General features: G+C 67.3%; 11 protein-coding genes. 3 read left to right on the top strand and 8 right to left on the bottom strand.

All coding sequences use genetic code 11. From position 1 onward, the window contains the following. Positions 1-11: 11 nt before the first annotated feature. Together AVT10_RS12530 and AVT10_RS12525 are read right to left on the bottom strand one after the other, a co-directional pair. Positions 12-2,420 carry a ligase-associated DNA damage response DEXH box helicase gene (locus AVT10_RS12530; protein ID WP_084401678.1) on the bottom strand — a complete coding sequence of 803 codons (2,409 nt, stop codon included), beginning with the start codon at positions 2,418-2,420 and terminating at the stop codon, positions 12-14. A gap of 149 nt (positions 2,421-2,569) precedes the next feature. Further along, entirely contained in the window at positions 2,570-4,216 is a 1,647-nt protein-coding gene (locus AVT10_RS12525; protein WP_066691924.1) for an alkaline phosphatase D family protein, read from the bottom strand. Positions 4,217-4,339: 123 nt separating this feature from the next. Between AVT10_RS12525 and AVT10_RS12520 the strand changes: the two genes are divergently transcribed. Next, the gene (locus AVT10_RS12520; RefSeq protein ID WP_066691921.1) at positions 4,340-6,724 is read left to right on the top strand and encodes a TonB-dependent receptor; all 2,385 of its coding nucleotides are present in this window, start codon (positions 4,340-4,342) and stop codon (positions 6,722-6,724) included. 161 nt (positions 6,725-6,885) lie between these two features. Here the strand turns inward: AVT10_RS12520 and AVT10_RS12515 are convergent, their stop codons facing one another. Then, positions 6,886-9,381 carry a TonB-dependent receptor domain-containing protein gene (locus tag AVT10_RS12515; RefSeq protein ID WP_066691918.1) on the bottom strand — a complete coding sequence of 832 codons (2,496 nt, stop codon included), beginning with the start codon at positions 9,379-9,381 and terminating at the stop codon, positions 6,886-6,888. Between the two features lie 292 nt (positions 9,382-9,673). On the opposite strand from AVT10_RS12515, the gene AVT10_RS12510 reads away from it, so the two are divergent. Together AVT10_RS12510 and AVT10_RS12505 are read left to right on the top strand one after the other, a co-directional pair. Next, on the top strand, positions 9,674-12,406 hold the full coding sequence (locus AVT10_RS12510) for a TonB-dependent receptor (RefSeq protein ID WP_066691915.1): 2,733 nt from the start codon (positions 9,674-9,676) through the stop codon (positions 12,404-12,406). Further along, a complete protein-coding gene (locus tag AVT10_RS12505) occupies positions 12,406-13,434 on the top strand; it encodes a phytase (RefSeq protein WP_066691913.1) in 1,029 nt (342 codons plus the stop codon). Before AVT10_RS12510 ends, AVT10_RS12505 begins: the two co-directional genes overlap by 1 nt. Before the next feature lie 54 nt (positions 13,435-13,488). Here the strand turns inward: AVT10_RS12505 and AVT10_RS12500 are convergent, their stop codons facing one another. The 5 genes from AVT10_RS12500 to AVT10_RS12480 all read right to left on the bottom strand — a co-directional run bounded on the left by AVT10_RS12500 (position 13,489) and on the right by AVT10_RS12480 (position 19,759). Then, entirely contained in the window at positions 13,489-14,094 is a 606-nt protein-coding gene (locus AVT10_RS12500) for a DedA family protein (RefSeq protein ID WP_066691911.1), read from the bottom strand. 169 nt (positions 14,095-14,263) lie between these two features. Next, positions 14,264-15,217, bottom strand: coding sequence for a glutathione synthase (gene gshB / locus AVT10_RS12495; RefSeq protein WP_066691909.1), 954 nt, complete (start codon positions 15,215-15,217; stop codon positions 14,264-14,266). Positions 15,218-15,294: 77 nt separating this feature from the next. Further along, positions 15,295-16,269 (bottom strand): cell wall hydrolase, encoded by a 975-nt coding sequence (locus tag AVT10_RS12490; RefSeq protein WP_066691907.1) that lies wholly within the window; start codon positions 16,267-16,269, stop codon positions 15,295-15,297. 242 nt (positions 16,270-16,511) lie between these two features. Beyond that, positions 16,512-19,358: a M16 family metallopeptidase gene (locus AVT10_RS12485; RefSeq protein ID WP_066691898.1), complete on the bottom strand. Its 2,847-nt coding sequence runs from the start codon at positions 19,356-19,358 to the stop codon at positions 16,512-16,514. A gap of 206 nt (positions 19,359-19,564) precedes the next feature. After that, positions 19,565-19,759, bottom strand: coding sequence for a hypothetical protein (locus AVT10_RS12480; protein ID WP_066691895.1), 195 nt, complete (start codon positions 19,757-19,759; stop codon positions 19,565-19,567). Between the last annotated feature and the right edge of the window lie 23 nt (positions 19,760-19,782).

Genomic DNA, 19,782 nt, shown 5'->3' with positions numbered 1-19,782 from the left:
ACCAGGAACCACTAATCCAGCGCCATCGCCTCCGCCGCCAGCGCCCCCGCCTCGACGAGCAGCGCGTCGTCGGCCGATCCCTGCGTCACGCGCTCGCGCCCGATCAGCACCAGCACCGGAACGGCAAGCGGGCTGACCCGGTCGAGCGTCACATGCCGAATGCGCGCCTGTGCCGTCTCCAGCAGTTTGGCCAGCCGCCCGACATCGGTCATCCGTGCGCGGGCGTCCTCCCATGCTGCCTGCAGCAGCAGGTGGCCGGGTTCGTATTTGCGCAACACGTCGTAGATCAGGTCGGTCGAGAAGGTGACCTGCTTGCCGGTCTTGCGCTTGCCCGGATGCTGGCGCTCGACGAGGCCACCGATCACCGCGACCTCGCGGAACGCGCGTTTGAGCAGCGCCGACCCCTGTACCCAGTCGACGAATTCATGTTCGAGAATGTCGGGCGAAAACAGCGCGGCGGGGTCGGTGATCGGTTCGAGGCAATAGCAGGCCAGCGCATAGTCGTTCGAGACGAAACCGATCGGGTTCAGCCCCATCGCCTCCATCCGCCGGGTGATCAGCATGCCGAGCGACTGGTGCGCATTCCATCCTTCGAAGCTGTAGGCGACCATATAGTGCCGCCCGTCATGCGGGAAGGTTTCGACCAGCAATTCGCCCGGACGCGGCAGGACCGAGCGGCGCGACTGGATTTCCAGCCATTCGCGCACATCGTCCGGAAAGCGCGACCATTCCGATGGATCGGCGAGGAAGCCGCGCACGCGGTCGGCGAGGTTGGTCGACAGCGCCATGCGCGTGCCGCCATATTTGGGGATGCGCGCGGGCTTGCTGCTGGCGCGGACGACGAGGTCGGTCAGCTCGATCTTCTCCACTTCCAGGCTCATGCCGGCGAAGAAGAAGGTGTCGCCCGGCGACAGGGTGGAGGCGAAATATTCCTCGACCGTGCCGAGCCGCCGGCCGTTCTTGAACCGCACGTCGAGCGTCGGGGCGTCGACGATGATCCCAGCGTTGAGGCGATGCTGCGCGATGAAGGCGGGCTTGGTGACGGTCCATAGCCCGTCGCTGCCCAGCCGCAGCCGTTTGAACCGGTCATAGGCTTTGAGCGCATAGCCGCCCTCGGCGATATAGTGCAGCACGCGGTCGAACGTGTCGGCGTCGAGCGCCGAATAGGGGAGCGCGCCCTGCACCTCCGCCAGCATGTCGGCGGCGGCGAAGGGTTCGGCGCAGGCGCAGCCCATCAGATGCTGGGCGAGGACGTCCAACGCGCCGGGGCGGAAGATTTCGTGGTCAAGTTCGCCGGCCTCGACTGCATCCAGTGCCGCCTGCGCCTCCAGAAATTCGAAGCGGTTGCCGGGCACCAGCAGCGCCTTCGACACCTCGTCGAGCCGGTGGTTGGCGCGGCCGATGCGCTGGAGCAGGCGCGACGACCCCTTGGGCGCGCCCATCTGGATCACGCAATCGACATCGCCCCAGTCGACGCCGAGGTCGAGGCTGGCGGTGGCGACCAGCGCGCGCAGGCGGCCGTCGGCCATCGCCGCCTCGACCTTGCGTCGCGCCTCGCGGTCGAGGCTGCCGTGATGGACGCCGATCGGCAGCTGCGCGTCGTTCGCCAGCCACAAATCCTGGAAGATCAGTTCGGCGAGGCTGCGGGTGTTGCAGAAGACGATGGTGGTACGGTGGCGCTCGATTTCGCGCATCACCTGTTGCGCAGCATAGCGGCCGGAATGGCCCGACCAGGGGATGCGGTCCTGCGGCAACAGGATGCGAATGTCAGGGTCGGCGCCCGGCTCCCCCTGCACCAGCGTCACCGCATCGATATCGCCATGGGGGGCAAGCCATGCGCGATAGCCGTCCGGGTCAGCGACCGTCGCCGACAGCGCGACGCGACGCAGGGTCGGAGCATGGCGTTGCAGGCGGGTGAGGCACAGCGCCAGCAGGTCGCCGCGCTTGTCGGTGGCGAAGGCATGCACTTCGTCGATGACGATCGTGCGCAGCGACGCGAACAATCGGTCGGCATCGGGATAGGACAGCAACAGGCTGAGCGATTCGGGCGTGGTCAGCAGGATATGTGGCGGTTTGCTGCGCTGGCGCGCCTTGCGGTCGGACGGGGTATCGCCGGTGCGCGTCTCGACGCGGATGGGGAGGTCCATCTCGGCGATCGGGGTCAGCAGGTTGCGCTGCACGTCGACCGCCAGCGCCTTCAGCGGCGAGATGTAGAGGGTGTGGAGGCCTTCGCTCGGGCGCTCGATCAGGTCGGTGAGCGTCGGCAAGAAGCCGGCGAGCGTCTTGCCGGCACCGGTCGCGGCGACGAGCAGCGCGTGGCGGCCGGCGCGGGCGACGTCGAGCATGTCGCGCTGGTGGCGGCGCGGGGACCAGCCGCGTGCGGCGAACCAGTCGGCAAGGGGGGCGGGGAGGTCGCGCACTTCGCCTGATGTAGGGTGGCGCGGGGCGGGTGCAACGCGGGCCACCTGCCGTATCCCCGCGCAGGCGGGGATCCAGAGCCGCGAACGTTTGCGTCTGTGGCCCTGAACCCCCGCCTGCGCGGGGGTACGGTGGCTTGGCTGGGTCGGCGCTACACCGCCACCATCGGCGCGGGCTTCCCCGCTGCCACCCGCCACCTTGCCGTCGTCTCCGTCACGAATTCCGGCGTCGTGACGCTCGACACGGTACGGAACTGCGCGTCGGCATGGGTCGGCGTCAGAGTGAGCAGCAGATAGCCCTTGCGGTCCTGATCGCAGTAGCGGACCTCCGGCGCCCCCTTTTCGATCACCTTGCCGAGGCCCGGCAGCAGCGAGCCATAGGACGGGCTGGAAATCGCGGTCGCGCCGAATTCGTTGGCGACCAGCCGTCCGCTATCGTCGTGCAGGTCGTTGGCCCAGCCGGCATGGCTGTCGCCCGACAGGACGATCGGCCGCGACTTCGCGCGGCGGAACGCGGCGTAGAGCCGTTCGCGGGCCGGGGGATAGCCGTCCCAGCTGTCGAAATTGAACGGCAGGCCGGCGCGATAGCTGCGCTGCGCGGCGGCGATGCGCGGGGCATAGGCGGCGGGCAGGCGGTTGAGCATCGCGGCATAGCCCTCCGCCCCCAGCTCCTTGATGAGGTCGGGACCGGGCACCTTGGCCATCACCACTTGGTTGCCGAGCAGCTGCCACGGGCGCTTGTCCCGCACCGAGCGGGCCAGTTCGCGTTCGACCCAATCCTGTTGGCCGCGTCCCAGCAGTTCGCGATCCGGGCGGGCGCGGACCGCCATCATCGCGGCATAATCTTCGGGTTCGATGCCGGCGCCCTTGGGCGCGGCCTGTTCCGAGCGGGCGAGCAGGCGGGTTTCGACCATGACGAGGGTCGTCAGGTCGCCGAAATCGAAGCTGCGGTTGATCGCGGCCCAGGGCTGGCCGGGCTTGGGATCGCGAATCGGCATCCATTCGAAATAGGCCTGCATCGCCGCCGCCTTGCGCGCCGCCCAGTCGCCTTCGGTAGAGGGGGTATGGTTCTCCGCGCCGCCGACCCAGGCGTCGTTGGCGCTTTCGTGATCGTCCCACACGCAGATGAAGGCGGCGCGGGCGTGCGCCGCCTGCATCGCCGGGTCGCGCTTCACCTGCGCGTGACGGGTGCGGTAGTCGGCGAGCGTCACGATCTCATGGGCCGGTTCGGGCAGCCGGTCGAGCTTGCGGCCGATGTCGGCACCATAGCCCTCCGCGCCATATTCATAGATGTAATCGCCCAGATGCAGCACCGCGTCGACGCGCGGTTCGGCGGCGATCGCGGTATAGGCGTGCCAATATCCGCCGGGATAGAGCTGGCACGACACCACCGCGAGCGCGATCTGCGGCGTGGCGCCGCGCGGCAGGGTGCGGAAGCGGCCCTTGGGCGAGGCGGCGCCGTCGGGCGCGGTGAACCAGTACCAATAGTCGGTGCCGGGTTTCAGGCCGGTCGCCTGCACCTTGGCAGTGAAGTCGCGCGCCGCCCGCGCGGTCGTGCGGCCGGAGGTAAGCGCCGGACCGTCGCTGCTCGCGGCGACATGCCAGTCGAGTGCGATGTCGCCGCTATCCGCCGCCGCCGGCGTCGCGCGGGTCCACAGGATCGCACCGTCCGCCGCCGGATCGCCGCTGGCGACGCCATGCACGAACGTCGCGGACGCGGCGGCATGGGCGATGCTCGGCAGGGTCAGCGCGGCGCTGCTGCCCATCAGGCGGAGGGCGTCGCGGCGGTTCAGGGTCATGGGGCAGGGCCTTTGTCGAAACGATATGGCCGGCTTCCTATGCAGCCTATGCGACAGGTCCGTGACGTCATCGACCTGTCATGCCGCCCCCCTAGAGGCGCGCCGTCAATAAGGGGATATTGCATGAAATCGTGTCTGCGTTCGACCGTCGCCCTGCTCGCGATCGGTTGTTCGACCACCGCCTTCGCCCAGGCCAATGTCCAGCCGCAGGGGGATGATGCGGACGAGATCGTCGTCACCGCGCAGAAGGTCGAGCAGCGGATCGAGGACGTGCCGGTGACCGTGACGGCAGTGACGGGGCAGAAGATGGCGGACCTCGGCGTGTCGACGCTGGCCGATGTCGCGCAATATATTCCGGGGCTGGTCGTGCAGGAGCAGAGCGCGAACAATCCGGGTTTCGTCATTCGCGGGATCACGTCGGATTCGGGATCGGCGCAGCAGGGCGCGCGGGTCACCTTCTATTATAACGGCGTCGACATCAGCCGGTCGCGCGGGGCGTATCAGGACCTGTTCGACCTCGAGCGGATCGAGGCGGTGAAGGGGCCGCAGGCGACATTGTTCGGCACGGCGGCCGCGGTCGGTGCGGTGTCGATCCTGTCGGCGAAACCCAAGTCCGGCTTCGCCGCCGACCTTGCCGCCTCCTATGGCAATTTCAACCGGACGCAGGTGTCGGGCATGGTCAATGCCGGCAATGACACGCTCGCCGCGCGCGTTGCCTTCGCGTACAAATATCGCGACGGCTATGTCCGCAACATCGCGGGCGATGCGAACGTGCCCAACCAGAATCAGGGGCGCGTCGATCAGGACGACCTGAACGGGCAGGATCAGCGCGGGGTGCGCGGATCGCTGCGCTGGACGCCGAGCGATGCGGTCACCGCCGACCTCGTGCTGACCTATGACGGCCAGCGCAATCCGGGCACCGCGTTCAAGAGCCGCGCCTTCGCGCCCACCGGCGGGCAGACCGGCGATTACGGAACTGCCGAACTGTCGGGGTCGCCCTATTCGTTGGAGGTACTAGGCAAGCGCAAGCTCGGCCTCGACCGCGACGTGTATGACGCCAACCTGACCGTGTCGGTCGATCTGGGGCGCGGCGTCACCTTCACCACGGTCAACGGCTATCGCCGGTTCAACAGCCTCGAGACGTTCGACGCCGATGGCGGCCCGGCCTGGTATCTGGAATTCGCCGAGGATGCGAAGGGCGACCAGTGGAGCCATGAAGGCCGCTTCAACTTCACCGGTGAGAAGGCACGGGCGTCGTTCGGGTGGAACGCCTTCTTCGAAAACGGCTATCAGCGCGTGCCGTTCTCGACCGAGGAAGGCACCTATCTCGCCTGTTCGGTGACCGCCGGCTATGCGCCGATTCGGGCTATCCTGAACCAAGCCGGCATCCCGACCGGTCCAAATTGCGTCGCGGCCAATGGCACGGTGCCCGGCGCGCGGGCGACGGCGGTGCTGTCGCGTGGGAGCCTGACCGAACTGCCCTATGCGGCGGAGTTCACCAATTTCGGCAATAACGACACCTATTCGATGTTCGCCGATGCGACCTGGATTCCGGTCCCTGCGCTCGAACTGACCGCCGGCGCGCGGGTGCTGATCGAGGATCGGCAGTCGGGCTATAGCTCGGTCCAACCCTTCTCGCGGCTGCTGGCAGGCGCCGGGGTGTTCACCAGCCTGCTCGGCACCGCCAATACGAACGGCGCGAAGTTCGAGGCGGAGCGCAGCTTCGCCGCCGTGCTGCCGCGCTTCAACGCGCTGTTCCGCCTGTCCGATGCGGTCAACCTCTACGCCACCGTCAGCAAGGGCCGCCGCTCGCCGGTAGTACAGCTGGCCGCGGCGCGCACCGGCAGCAGCGCGACGGCGGGCGTGATCCCCGCGCTCCAGATCGTGCCCGAGGAACTGGTGTGGAACTACGAAGGCGGCATCAAGGGCCGCGTCGGACCGTTCAGCGGTGCGGCGTCGGTGTTCTACCAGCGCTATGACGGGTTCCAGGTGTCGGTGACCGAGAACGGCGTGACCACGACGCGCTCTGCGGGCAAGGCGGACAATCTGGGCGTCGAGCTGGAGGGCAATCTGCGCCTTGGGCAGATGCTGTCGCTGTTCGGCACCTTCGCCTATCTCGATGGCGGGATCGGCGACGATGCCACCAACGGCGTGTTCGCGGGCAATCGCTTCCGCTTGCAGCCGGACATGACCGCTTCGGCCGGGGCGAACCTGCGGGTGCCGATCGGGTCGGCGACCTTCTATGCCGTGCCGAACATGACCTACCGGTCGAAGGTGTTCTTCGAACTGCCGAACCGCGAGGCCATCTCGACGCCGGGCTACACGCTGTTCAACCTGCGCGCCGGCGTGGAGCTGGGCGAGCGGTTCACCATTGGCGGCTTTGCGCGCAACCTGACGAACGAGCGCTACCTGATCGACGCGGGCAATACCGGCGGCGGCTTCGGTGTGCCGACCTATATCCGGGGCGAGCCGCGTTTCTATGGCGTGGAGCTAGGGGCGCGGTTTTAAGCCAGTCCACTCGTCACCCCGGACTTGATCCGGGGTTCCGCTTCTTTCCCACGCTAGAAGAAGAAGCGGGACCCCGGCTCAAGGCCGGGGTGACGATAGCGTTGAAACACAAAAAAACGCCGGTGCCACGGATCTCGGCACCGGCGTCAGTTTCAGGGAGGTCAGAAGCTGAAGCGCGCGGTCGCCGAGATGGTGCGGCCGTTGATCGAACGGGCGCGGACGATGCCGTTGGCCGGGATCGCGCCTTCTTCCGCTTCGGTCAGGCCGATCGTGTCGAACAGGTTGTTCGCGTTGACCGAGAACTGGACCTGCTCCGCCGGGCGGAACTGCACGAAGGCGTTGACCTGCGTATAGCCCGGCAGCTTCAGCTGGTTGCTGTCCTGCGCATAGCTCGACGTGGTGCCGATGACGTTGGCACCGAGCGTGAACCGGTCGACGTCGATCTGCGGCGTGGCCGAGAAGACGAACTCCGCCTGGCGGCGCGGGCGGTTGCCGACCGTGCCGGGGTTGACCGCGTCGCTGACGATCTTCGCATCGGTCCACGTGCCGCCGGCATTCAGGCTGAACGGACCGCGCTTGATGCTGCCCTCCAGCTCGATGCCATAGGCACGGTAGTTGCGGTCGAAGAAGCGCTGGGTCGTCGCCTCGAAATTCTGCTCCTCGGTCCGTGCCCAGAAGCCGGTGGCGTAGAAGGCAATGCCGTTCGCGCGGTACTTCATGCCGGCCTCGGCCTGGCGGACGATATCGACCGCCGCGTCGGCGTTGAGCAGGCCGCCGGTGGTGGTGCTGACGGCGGGTCCGAACAGGAGGCGGTCGGCATTGGCGCGCCCGCCACGGCTGTAGCGGCCGAACAGCGCGAGGTCGGGGCTGAGGCGATAGTTGGCGCCGAGCGAATAGGACCAGTAGTTGAAGTCGTAATCGACCGGCGCCGGGCTGCCCAGCGGGATGATCGCGACGCGGCGTTCGGCGTCCGCGATCACGCCGTCGCGGTTGATGTCGCGGGTGGTGATGCCGACGCGCCCGCCGCCCAGATCGGCGCCGGCCACGGTGCCCTTGGCCGATCCGAAGTCATAGCGGACCGACCCGTCGAGCGTCAGCGCGCCGCCCGACCAGTTGAGCGAGGCGAAGGGGGCGTTGGTGTCGTAGTTCAGGTCGTAGCTGCGACGGCAGCATCCGCCGAAATAGCTGGCGGCATAGCCGAACACGCCGTTCTGCGTGATCGAGGTGCCGACCGCGTTGCGGACGTTGACCAGCGCAGCATTGCCCCCGCCGACCACGTCGGACAGCAACGACGTCCACAGCCAGTCGGTGTCGATCGTCTGGCGCGACTTGTAGAAGCCGGCGGTGAGGCCGAGCGTCCCGCCACCCAGCGCAATGTCGTGGCTCAGGCGGAAATCGTTGGTGATGTTGTCGAGGCTGTTGAGCTTGGTGTCGAACACCACGATCTGCGCGAGCAGGCCGTTGCCGTTGAGCGTCGCCGGATTGGCGATCACGCGGCCGGCATTGGGGCCGGTGGCATAGCTGAGCGTCGAGCCGGCACCGGCCAGCGCGGTGGCGATGGTCGCCGCCGAATCCACATTCGCCGGGAAGTTCGAGATGAAGCGGCCGGAAATGTCCGAATAGCGGAAGCGGTTGGTGACGTTCCACCCCGCGGCCAGCTGGAACTGGGTTTCGAAGCCGACCGCCTTGACCAGCGGATGCTGGCCATCGCGGATGTCGTTGACGACGGGGTTGTTGTTGCCGTCCAGCGTCAGGTTGCGGGTGATGTTGGGCGAATGCAGCGTGTCGCGGTTGATCGAGAAGCCGGCGATCTCGCTGTATTTCGGATCGTCATTGGTGCCACTGACCCGGATCGGGTTGGGAAGATAGGCGATGGCGCGGTCGTCGAGATATTTGCCGTACAGCCGGACATAGCCGCCGGTGAATTCCTTGGTGACGTTCAGCTTGATCTGCCCGCCGCGATTGGCGTCATAGCCCGCCTCGCGCGGCCCTTCGCCGAAGCGGTAGAAGCCGCCGACATGGACGCGCAGCGTGTCGGACAGGTGCTTGCTGTACGAAAAGTCGGTGCGGAAATCGCGATAGTCGATGCCGGTCGCCCCCTGGATCACGCCGCCTTCGCGCTCGCCGGTGTCGGAGATCATGTTGATCACGCCGCCGGGCGAGTTCGACGCGAAGGTCGAGGCGGAGCCGCCGCGAATGGCCTCGACCCGGGCGACGTTCAGGTCGGCGCGCAGGAAGATGTCGGCATTGCCGAAGGTGATGTCGCCATATTCGAGGATGGGGAGGCCGTCTTCCTGCAGCTGCAGGAACTTCGACCCGCCCGAGGCGACCGGCAGGCCGCGCACCGCGATATTGGCATTGCCTTCGCCGCCCGAGCTTTCCGAACGGACGCCGGGGATGTTGCGGAACAGTTCGGCGACCGAGCGCGGTGCGTTTGTCTGGAGCGCTTCCTGGCCCAGCGAGCTGACCGAGACCGAGCTGTCGAGCCGGTTCTGGCCGCGCGCGACGCCAGTGACGATGATGTCGGCATCATCGGCGGGGGCGGTATCGTCGGCGGGCTGGGCGGTATCGGTCGCGGGCACATCGGCGGTCTGCGCCAGCACGGGCAGCGGCAGCGCAAGGGCGGTCGACGCGAGCAGAATATGGAACGCCTTCATGGTCCCCTCCTTGGGAAATGGTCCGGCGATTACCGGTTCACGAATCGCAAATAATCGGCATTGCAAACGATTGCAACGTTCTGGTTCATAGCTATTGCAAAGGATTGCATAACTTGTTGCACCAGAGCCACACTGCTGGTCGCGAGGGGTGGCGTCATCGTTCGGTCATGGCCGCGTAACCGGTCTGCCATGCGGGCGCGGCAGGGGCTCGGCCCGGAGGGAAGCTGGGGCGCTTCCAGGGGAACAAGAACACATGGTTGCTGATTTTGCGCGGTCCTCGCAGGGCCTTTTCATGCGTGCACTGCTGAGCGGTGCGGCGTTCCTGCCGACAGCGGCGCTCGCCGGGCCGACCGAAGAGGTGCCGGTAGCGGTCGATCCGAGCCCCGCCGATGACGAGGGCCAGGAGATCGTCGTACGCGGCAGCCGCCCGATCGCCGAATCCGAAGCCGCCGCGCTGGAAATCCAGCGCAACAGCCCGGCGCTCGTGTCGGTCATCGCCTCCGACGCGGTCGGTCGCCTGCCCGACCAGAATATCGCCCAGGCGATCAGCCGCCTGCCCGGCGTCGCCGTCGAGCGTGACCAGGGCCAAGCGCGCTACGTCAACCTGCGCGGCGCTCCCAAGAAATGGACCACGCTGTCGTTCGACGGCGTCAACGTCGTCAGCCCCGAAGGCCGCGCCGCCCGCTTCGATTCGATTCCCTCGGCGATCGCCAAGCAAATCATCGTGCGCAAGGCGGTGACCCCGGACATGGTCGGCGAGACGATTTCGGGCAATATCGACATTATCACCCGTTCGGGGTTCGATCAGGACGGTTTTCATGTCGCGGGCAAGGCCGGCTATGGTCTGGTCGAGCTGGGCGACCGGCGCGAGTTCGAAGGGTCGCTGGTCGTGTCCGACCGGTTCGACACCGGCATCGGCGAATTCGCCGTGTCGTCCTCGGCCAGCCTGTATCGGCGCGGCATGGTGACCGACAATTTTGAAACCGATTGGGAAACGGTCGAGCAGGACCGCCGTCCCGGCGCCGCCGACCGCATCTGGGCCCGCGAGACCGAGAACAAGCTCTACCGCCTCGTCCGCAAGAATTATGCGCTGTCGACCCGGCTCGACTGGAAGCCCGCGCCTGGCCACCGCATCTATGCCGAGACGATCTATTCGGCGTTCCAGGACGACGAACAGCGCAACAACTATATCTTCGACCTCGACGATCAGCAGTCGCGCGTGCCGATCGGCACCGCCGCGTGCACCGTCAACGCGACGCCGCCGGCCGGCACCACCGGCTATGCCGATATCTGCACCGGGAACACCCCGCTGCGCGGCACCGTCTATGGCATCGACCTGAATTCCAACTTCACCGTGCGCGCCTACAAGCAGTCGGTGTTCACCAACACGCTGGGCGGCGACCATGATCTCGACACGTGGCGCGTGTCGTGGCGGGCCAACTATACCCGGTCGATCGACGACCGGACGCAGCCGGCGCAGCTGAACTATGACAGCCCGTCCTTCGGCACCAACGGCGCCAATGCCGCCAACCGGCTGACCGTCGCCTATGACCTGACCGATCCGCAACTGGCGCGCGTGCAGCTCTATCGCACGATCCGCAACGCCAACGGCACCTTCGCCCGCGGCGACCGGGTGACCGCGATCGAGGATTTCCCGCGCTCGCTTGCCCGCCTGCGCTCGCTGATCGCCGCCGACACCACCGACGCCTATACCGCGCGGCTCGACCTCAGCCATGACGTCGACGGGCTGCTGGGCGAACGGACGACCTTCGCGGTCGGTGTCCGCTTCGACGACCGGACCAAGTCGGTCGACGAACGGCTGCTCGAACTCAACAGCGCGGCGCAGTTCACCGCCGCCGGCATCCCGACCAATTACGGCCAGATCGCGATCCCCGGCGGGTTCCAGGGCGAAATCCCGCTCGGCTATACCTTCCAATATTTCGGCAAGGGCCAGATCCTCGATCTGGTCGACCGCGCGAAGACGATCGGAACCTATCGCGATCAGTTCGCCAACCTCTATGACGTCAACGAGCGCATCTATTCGGCCTATGCGATGGCGACGGTCACGACCGGCTGGGGCAATGTCATCGGCGGGGCGCGGGTCGAACATATCCGCAACCGCTCGTCGGCGTTCGTCAACGGCAACGCCGCCACGCCGCTGACCATCGATCGCGACATCACGTTGGTCTATCCCAGCCTGCACCTGAACTACGACGTCAACGACCGGATGAAGGCGCGGCTGTCGTTCAACACCGGCGCGGCGCGGCCGGATTACGATCAGCTGGCCCCCAACCTGTCGTTCAACGATGCGAACCTGACGATCTCGGGCGGCAATCCCGACGCGAAGCCCGAAAAGGCGATGGGCGTCGACGCCTATGTCGAATATTATGTGGCACCCGCCGGCTTCCTGTCGTTCGGTGCCTATTACAAGCGGCTGCGCGACGTGCTGTTCGACACGACCCGCACCTTCAACAGCGACGTGCTGAACGCGAACGGGGTCGACCGGTCGCAATATCTCTATTCGGCGATCGCCAATGGCGGGACCGGGTCGATCATCGGCATCGAAGGCGCGATCCAGCAGCAGCTCGACCCGTTCGTCGCCGATCTCGGCCTGCCCGACTGGATGGGCGGGTTCGGCGTGCAGCTGAACGCGACGCTCAACCGCAGCCGTGCCGAAACGCCGGACGGCGGCCGGGTACAGCTGCCCGGCGCGTCGGACGCTGTGTACAATATCGGCGCCTATTACGAGAAATACGGCTTCTCGGCGCGGGTCCAGTATCAGAACCGTTCGCGCTGGCTCGACGATCTGGGCAGCACGGCCGATGGCGGCGACTTCTATTGGGCGAAGGACGACGAACTCGACGCGTCGCTGCGCTATGCGGTCAATCGCAACGTCGAACTGTTCGGCAATTTCAGCAACCTGCTGAACGGTCCGGGTCGCCGCTATGTCCGTGAGACGCGCTACACGATCGAGCGGGAATCGTTCGGCCGCCGCTATCAGGCGGGCGTGCGGGTGAACTTCTGATGCGGCGTTTGGCTCTGGTTGCAGCGTTGCTCGGCGGGTGTGCGGTGACGCCCCCGCCGGCAGCGACCACCGCTGCCGTACCGGTCGTGCCGGCGGCCGCGGAGACCGATCCGGTCGATACCGCCGCCGATGCCGCCGACGATCCTTCCATCTGGCGTAACCGGCGCAATCCGGCGGCCAGCCTGGTGATCGGCACCGACAAGAAGGCCGGCATCCATGTGTACGACCTGTCGGGCAGGCGGCTGAGCTTCACGCCCGCCGCGCGGCTCAACAATGTCGACCTGCGCGAGATCGACGGCCGGGTGATCGCGGCGGCAAGCGACCGGGCGGACGAGACGCAGGCGCATGTCGCGCTGTTCACGCTCGACACGGTGGCGAAGAAGCTGGTGCCGCTGGGGCGCTATCCGGTCGGAACGGGTGAAGCCTATGGCATGTGCCTGTGGACCCGCAAGGCCGACAAGGCGCTGTTCGGCTTCGTCGTCATGAAGGACGGGCGGATCGATCAGGTGTCGATCGATCTGGCCGGCGCGACGCCGGTAGCGCGCACGGTACGGTCGATGAAGGTCGGGACGCAGGCGGAAGGCTGCGTGGTCGATGACCGGACCGGCCTGCTGTATGTCGCCGAAGAGGATGTCGGGCTGTGGCGCTTCGCCGCCGATCCCGCCGCTCCGGTCGACGGCACCGCGATCGCCAGGGTCGACGCTGCCACCCTGGTCGCCGATGCCGAAGGGCTGGCACTGGCCCCGGCCGGCCGGACCGGCGGCTATCTGGTGGTCAGCAGCCAGGGCGACAATGCCTATACGCTCTACCGTCTGCCGGACGTCACCTATGCCGGGCGCTTCCGCATCGGCGGCGGGGCGATCGACGGGACCAGCGAAACCGACGGGATCGATCTGATCCTCGGCGATTTCGGGCCGAAATTCCCCAAGGGGCTGATGGTCGCACAGGACGGCGACAACGCGCCGGAGACGCAGAATTTCAAGTACGTCTCATGGACCGATGTGATGAAGGCGCTGCGGCTTCGATAAGCCATCAGTACGTCACCCCAGCCTGCGCTGGGGTGACGTACTGATGCGAACGAATTACCGCTGCGCGCGCGGCTTCCACGTGATGACGCGGTAGACATAGCCGATCACGATCGCGACCGACATCGCGATGGCGATGGGACCGACATAATGGTCGAGCTGCTGGAAATTCGATCCCAGCCACAGCCCGGCATAGGCCAGCACCGCATTCCACACGATGCTGCCGGTGAAGGTTGCGAGGAAGAAGCGCCAGCGCGGCATGCACGCCATGCCGGCGGGTAGCGAGATCATCGTGCGGAACGTCGGCATGAAGCGGAAGATGAAGACCGTCTTGCCGCCATGCTTGCGGAAGAAGCGGTGCAGCTTTTCCACATCCTCCCATTCGACCGTCAGCCACCGGCCCCAGCGATCGACGAACGGCTTCAACCCCAGATAGCCGAAGCGCCGCCCGATCGCGTACCAGAAATAATTGCCCGCGGTCGTGCCGGCGGTGCCCCATAGCAGCAGCGGCACCATCGCCATGTCCCCGCGCGCGACCGCCATGCCGCCCAGCCCCATGATGACCTCCGACGGGATCGGCGGGATCACATTCTCCAGCGCCATCAGCAGGAAGATGCCGATATAGCCGCCGCGCGCGATCGCATCGAGGATGAAGGTCGTCATGGGGGTTCCGAACGTCCGGGTCGGGGTTTCGTGCCGTGCGTGCCGGTTGCCCCATCCTGCCAACCACGTCACCCCAGCGCAGGCTGGGGTCTCCCGGTGATGGCGCGGGACAAGAGCCGCTTGAGACCCCAGCCTGCGCTGGGGTGACGTGCGTGGCTGGTTGGTGTCGTTACCGCTCCGCCACCCGCGCCTCGATCGCGTCCCAGATCATGCCGGCAACATCGGTTCCGTCGAACTTCTCGATCGCGACGATGCCGGTAGGCGACGTCACGTTGATCTCGGTCAGCCATTCGCCGCCGATCACGTCGATCCCGACGAAGATCAGCCCGCGCCGCTTCAGTTCGGGCCCGAGCGCGGCGCAGATTTCGCGTTCCTTGTCCGTCAACTCGGTCTTGGCCGCCGTGCCGCCGACCGCGAGGTTGGAGCGGATCTCGCCGGCACCCGGCAGCCGGTTGACCGCACCCGCGACCTCGCCATCGACCAGCACGATGCGCTTGTCGCCCTTCGCCACCGCCGACAGGAACGCCTGGACCATATGCGGTTCGCGATAGGCGGTGTTGAAGACCTCGATCAGCGAGGACAGGTTCTGCGCATCGGCATCGATCTTGAAGATCGCCTTACCGCCATTGCCGTGGAGCGGCTTGACCACGATCGAGCCATGCTCGTTCAGGAACTTGCGTGCCTCGTCCACCGACCGGGTGATGAGCGTCGGCGGCATGAAGCGCTGGTAATCGAGCACGAACAGCTTTTCGGGCGCGTTACGCACCGATGCCGGGTCGTTGACCACCAAAGTCCGGTCGCTGATCCGCTCCAGCAGGTGCGTCGCAGTAATGTAGCCGAGGTCGAACGGCGGATCCTGCCGCATCAGCACGACATCGGCCTGTTCGCCCAGATCGAGGCTGACGGCGTCGCCGAACGCGAAGTGATCGCCCACCACCCGCTGCACCGTCACCGGCCGGGCCTGCGTCCATACCCGGTCGCCCGACTGGTTGAGGTCTTCGGGCGCATAATGGAACAGCCGGTGGCCGCGCGCCTGCGCTGACAGCATCAGCGCAAAGGTCGAATCGCCCGCGATGTTGATGCCGGCAAGGGGGTCCATCTGGACGGCGACGGTCAGCGACATGGGGCACACTCCGGTTGGTTGCCGCTCAGGTAGGGGGCCGGCGGGGGAAAGTCACGGGGGAGCGAGAAAGGCCGGTCCTACCGCAACGGCTTGCCCGAATCCTTCCACCGGTCGAGGACCTGCGATTCCGGTGGCAGCGTATCCTTCGGCTCCACCACGGGTGTCGCGCTGGCCACCGGCGTCGGCGGCGCGACGAACGTCGGCGGGACCAGCGGGACGTTCGGGACCGGCACCGCCTCCAGCGTCGGCGGCGGGGGCAGGGGGCGTAGTGGCCCCGGCATCGGCTCCATGCCGATATAGCGGTCGGTGAACGCCGCGGGGGTGCCCCACCACCCCTTCCACCGGTGGAAGAAATGCGCGCCGAACACGCCGGTCATCACCAGCGCCCGGTTCCACGACGGGGTGACGGCATAGGTATGGTAATGCGTCGCCAGCCCGACGGGCGCGAAGACGTCGCCCGACAGCGCACGCGCGGCGACCCGGCGCGAGCGCAGCCAGACCGACGGTGCCGGCACCCGGGCCATCGCCCCGTCGCACGCAAAGCTGAACTGGCATACCGGCCGGTTCGACCCCTGGAACACCACGCCGCACACGGTCGCCGGAAAGGCGGGATGGCGCACGCGGTTCAGCACGACCTGCGCCACCGCCCGCTGCCCGGCATCGGGTTCGTTGCCTGCTTCGTAATAGACGGCAGTGGTCAGGCATCGCAGCGCGCGGGCGCGGTCGAGCTGGCTACCACGCAATACGAACGGGCGGGCCGGGCGGATCGATGCGTCGCCGAGGTCGCCGGCATCCGCGTTGGCGGGAAGCGCGGGCAGGGGCGCCGTGCCGGTCTCCCCCCGGCGGACCGGGGCGTCGAGCAACAGTTGCGCCGCGCCGGGGAAATGATCGTCGGCCTCATAGCCGGTCGCCACCGGCGGTGGTGGCGCGGACGGATCGCGATGCTCACGCGCCGCGATCCCCGCCCGCACGGCGATCGCCCCACCGACGAGCAGCAGGGCCGCGCCGCCGATCCTGCGCACGCGCCGGTTGATGGGGGGAAGGGCCGCCATGGGGCAGGACCTAGCCGGAAAAAGTATCGAAAGTCGCAAGATTCCGAGGTCTAGAGTGTGATCCATCTGCATTAAAACGTCACCCCAGCGCAGGCTGGGGTCTCAAGCGGCTCCTGTGGCGTGCTGTCACCGAGAGATCCCAGCCTTCGCTGGGATGACGTCCGATTCAAGTTGGATGGATCAGCCTCTAGAATGCTCACGTTCCGTCACCCCGGATCGAGTCCGGGGTGACGGTGCGACTCCTACTTCACCCCCAGATCGGCGCGGCTGAGGTCGACCGACGCGGCGGGGATCACGACCAGCTGCGGATAGGCGGCGCGGAGCGGTTCGAGAAACTGCTTCGCGTCGCCGACCACGACGATGCTCGCCGCCTTCGGGTCCATGACCTTGGCCGCCGCCTGCTGCACCGCCGCCGGACCGACCGCCTCGATCGAGGGAAGGAAGGTCGCGATGCGCGCCAGCGGTACTCCGTCCGACACATAGGTGACGATCGTACCGGCGATGCCGCTAGTCCGTTCGATCGTGCGGCCGAAATTGCCGGTCAGCACCGCCTTGCGTGTCGCCAGTTCGGCTTCCGGCGCGGGTTCGGCACCCATGCGGCGCATCTCGTCGGTGATGATCTTGACCACCTCCGGCGCGGACGGGTTCTTGGTCTGGGTCGATGCGCCGACCGCACCCCCGTTCCGCCGCGCATCCAGCTCCGACCGGGCACCGTAGGCGAGGCCGCGCTTGATACGGATTTCCTGGTTCAGGCGCGACGAGAAGCCGACACCCAGCGTCGCGTTGGCGACGGCGGCGGGGAAATAGGCGGCGTTGCTGCGCGCGATGCCCGGCCGCGCGACGACGACGCCCGCCTGTCCGGCACCGGGCATGTCGACGACGATGACGCGGGGGGCGGGGGCGGCGACCTGCGGCACCGGCGCGGGCGTTGCGTTCGGCTGGCTGCGCCAGTCGCCGAACAGCTGCGTCGCCAGCGCCATCCCGGCATCGGGGGTGATGTCGCCGACCAGCACCAGAGTCGCCTTTTCGGGCTGCCATGCGCGGGCATAGGCGCTGGTGATGTCGGCGCGGGTGATCGCCTTCAGCGTGGTCGGCGTGCCGCTGGCGGGATGGCCATAGGGCGCGCCGCCGAACACCGCGCGGTCGGCGACGAGGCTCGACAACTGCCCCGGATCGGTCAGCGCGACGCTGACCCCGTCGATGGTGCGGGTGCGCAGCCGGTCGATCTCGTCCTGCGCGAACGCCGGGTTGCGCGCGACATCGGCGAGGATGCCAAGCGCCGGCGCGACCTGTCCCGACCCGACGGTCAGCGTGACGTTCTGCGAATCCCATCCGGCACCGCTGCCGATGCTGCCGCCCAAAGATTCGACCGCGCGGGCGATCTCGGTCGCCGAGCGGGTCTTGGTCCCCTGCGTCAGCAGCCCGGCGGTCAGTTCGCCGACGCCGGCACGATCGGCGGGATCGGCGACCGCGCCACCGCCCGCGACCAAGGCGGCGGTCACCACCGGCACCCCGCGCTTTTCGACCAGCACGACGCGCATGCCGTTGGGGAGGCGGCGTTCGACCGGCACCGGAATCGCGACCTGTACCGGCGCAGCCGGGGCGGGCGGCAGCACGCGCTGGCCTTCGGGTGCCGGGGTATGGATCGCGATGCCCGGCGGCACGGCGAGCGGTGCGGTGACCACGCTGTTGGCGATGGCGATGGTGTCGCTGCTCGCCCCCGCCGGCTTGGCGGTATCGGGCAGATAGCGGATCGTCGCGGCGCGGTTGGCGGGGAGCCACGTCTTCGCGACGCGCTGGACATCGGCGGCGGTGACGCGACCGATCGCGGCCAGCGCCTTGTCGGCGGCCTTCGGATCGCGCTCGACGATCACGCCCTGCGCCAGCGCCGACGCTTTCCCTTCCGCCGTCTCGCGCGACAGCAGTTCGGCGGTGGTGATCTCGTTCTTGGCCTCGGCCAGTTCGGCCGCCGTCGGCGGCGTCGCGATCAGGCTGGCGACCTCGCGCTTCAGCGCCGCTTCGCCCTCGGCCACCGATTTGCCGCCGGCAAGAATCGCGTAGAGCGACAGCGTGCCCGGTCCCTGCTTGGCATCGAGTTGCACGCCGACATCCTGCGCGATCTGGTCACGATAGACGAGGCTCTGGTGCAGGCGCGAATTGTCCCCGCCCGACAGGATCGCGTCGAGCACCTTCAACGCCGCCTGATCGGGATGATTGGCCGGCGGCAGCGGATAGCTGATGAGTATCGCGGGCAGCGGGGTGTTCGCCTCATAGACCGTCTTCGTCACCGGCTGCTGGCGGACCGGTTCGTCGACGCTCACCCGCGGGATCGGACGGTTGGGCTTGGCGATGGTGCCGAAATACTGGTCGACCCAGCGGTTCAACTGCGCGGGATCGAAATTGCCCGCGACCACCAGCACGGCATTGTCGGGCCGGTAATAGGTCGCGTGAAACGCGCGGATATCGTCGATGGTCGCCGCGTCGAGATCCTCGATCGATCCGATGCCCGGCCGCGCATAGGGGTGGTGGCTATACGACACCATCGGCGCATAGAGGCCGAACAGCTTGCCATAGGGTTGGGCGAGGATGCGGCTGCGCAGTTCCTCCTTCACCACCTCGCGTTCCGACGCGAAGGTCTTGGGATCGACGACCAGCGTCGCCATCCGGTCGGCCTCGGCGAACAACAGCCGCTGCAGGTGGTTGGCAGGCACCACCTCGTAATAATTGGTATAGTCGTCGGCGGTCGACGCGTTGTTGTACCCGCCGACATCCTCGGTCAGCCGGTCGAGCTGTTCGGGCACCAGGTTCCGCGTCGCCTTGAACATCAGATGTTCGAACATGTGCGCAAAGCCCGAGCGGCCGGCGGGATCGTCCTTCGACCCGACATCGTACCACACCTGCACCGACACGTTCGCGCTGGACGTGTCGCGAATGGCATAGACGCGCAGGCCGTTGGCGAGCGTGCGTTCGGTATAGGCGATCGGCGGTACGGTCGGGCTGGCGGCGGGCGCCGTCGGGGCGGGGCGCTGCTGCGCGTGAGCCGGGGCAAGCAGGGCGGTCGAGATCAGCAGCGCGAGGCCGAAACGCATGGGGGCAACTCTCCGGACGGATGATGCGGCAGGTGTGGGCCGCATTGCCCCGGAGTGTCAACGTATCGCCGGTTACGACGTCGCGATCGAACCGAAATGCTTCGTCACTCCCGCGCAGGCGGGAGTCCATACACGCGAGCGTCGCGGAAAAGGCGCAACCGTCAGCGGTTATGGATTCCCGCCTTCGCGGGAATGACGAGAAGAAATCAGTCCTTCTTGCGCCCCGAATTCGCGTAGAGCAACGCGGCGGCCAGTGCGGCCGATCCGATGCCGATGCCGATCGGCACCAGCGGCCAGCCCTGCCCCTTCGACGGCTGCTTGGTTTCGGCGGCGGCGTCGGCGACGCGCTTCACCTCCTTGGCGGCGGCGGTCACTTCGTTCAGTTCGGTCTTGTCGGTCATGATCCTCTCCCTCTTGTCGGGGT

The sequence above is a fragment of the Sphingomonas hankookensis genome (genome assembly GCF_001619955.1).
GTDB classification, from domain to species: Bacteria; Pseudomonadota; Alphaproteobacteria; order Sphingomonadales; family Sphingomonadaceae; genus Sphingomonas; species Sphingomonas hankookensis_A.
Note: the sequence above shows the minus strand (reverse complement) of the source record. Positions and strands in the feature narration are given on the sequence as shown.

Excerpts from the sequence above, each read along its gene's own strand:
- AVT10_RS12500 (WP_066691911.1), bottom strand. The coding sequence starts at position 14,094 with ATGACGACCTTCATCCTCGATGCGATCGCGCGCGGCGGCTATATCGGC.
- AVT10_RS12480 (WP_066691895.1), bottom strand. The coding sequence starts at position 19,759 with ATGACCGACAAGACCGAACTGAACGAAGTGACCGCCGCCGCCAAGGAG.
- gshB (WP_066691909.1), bottom strand. The coding sequence starts at position 15,217 with ATGTCGCTGACCGTCGCCGTCCAGATGGACCCCCTTGCCGGCATCAAC.
- AVT10_RS12485 (WP_066691898.1), bottom strand. The coding sequence starts at position 19,358 with ATGCGTTTCGGCCTCGCGCTGCTGATCTCGACCGCCCTGCTTGCCCCG.
- AVT10_RS12520 (WP_066691921.1), top strand. The coding sequence starts at position 4,340 with ATGAAATCGTGTCTGCGTTCGACCGTCGCCCTGCTCGCGATCGGTTGT.
- AVT10_RS12490 (WP_066691907.1), bottom strand. The coding sequence starts at position 16,269 with ATGGCGGCCCTTCCCCCCATCAACCGGCGCGTGCGCAGGATCGGCGGC.
- AVT10_RS12515 (WP_066691918.1), bottom strand. The coding sequence starts at position 9,381 with ATGAAGGCGTTCCATATTCTGCTCGCGTCGACCGCCCTTGCGCTGCCG.
- AVT10_RS12510 (WP_066691915.1), top strand. The coding sequence starts at position 9,674 with ATGCGTGCACTGCTGAGCGGTGCGGCGTTCCTGCCGACAGCGGCGCTC.
- AVT10_RS12505 (WP_066691913.1), top strand. The coding sequence starts at position 12,406 with ATGCGGCGTTTGGCTCTGGTTGCAGCGTTGCTCGGCGGGTGTGCGGTG.
- AVT10_RS12525 (WP_066691924.1), bottom strand. The coding sequence starts at position 4,216 with ATGACCCTGAACCGCCGCGACGCCCTCCGCCTGATGGGCAGCAGCGCC.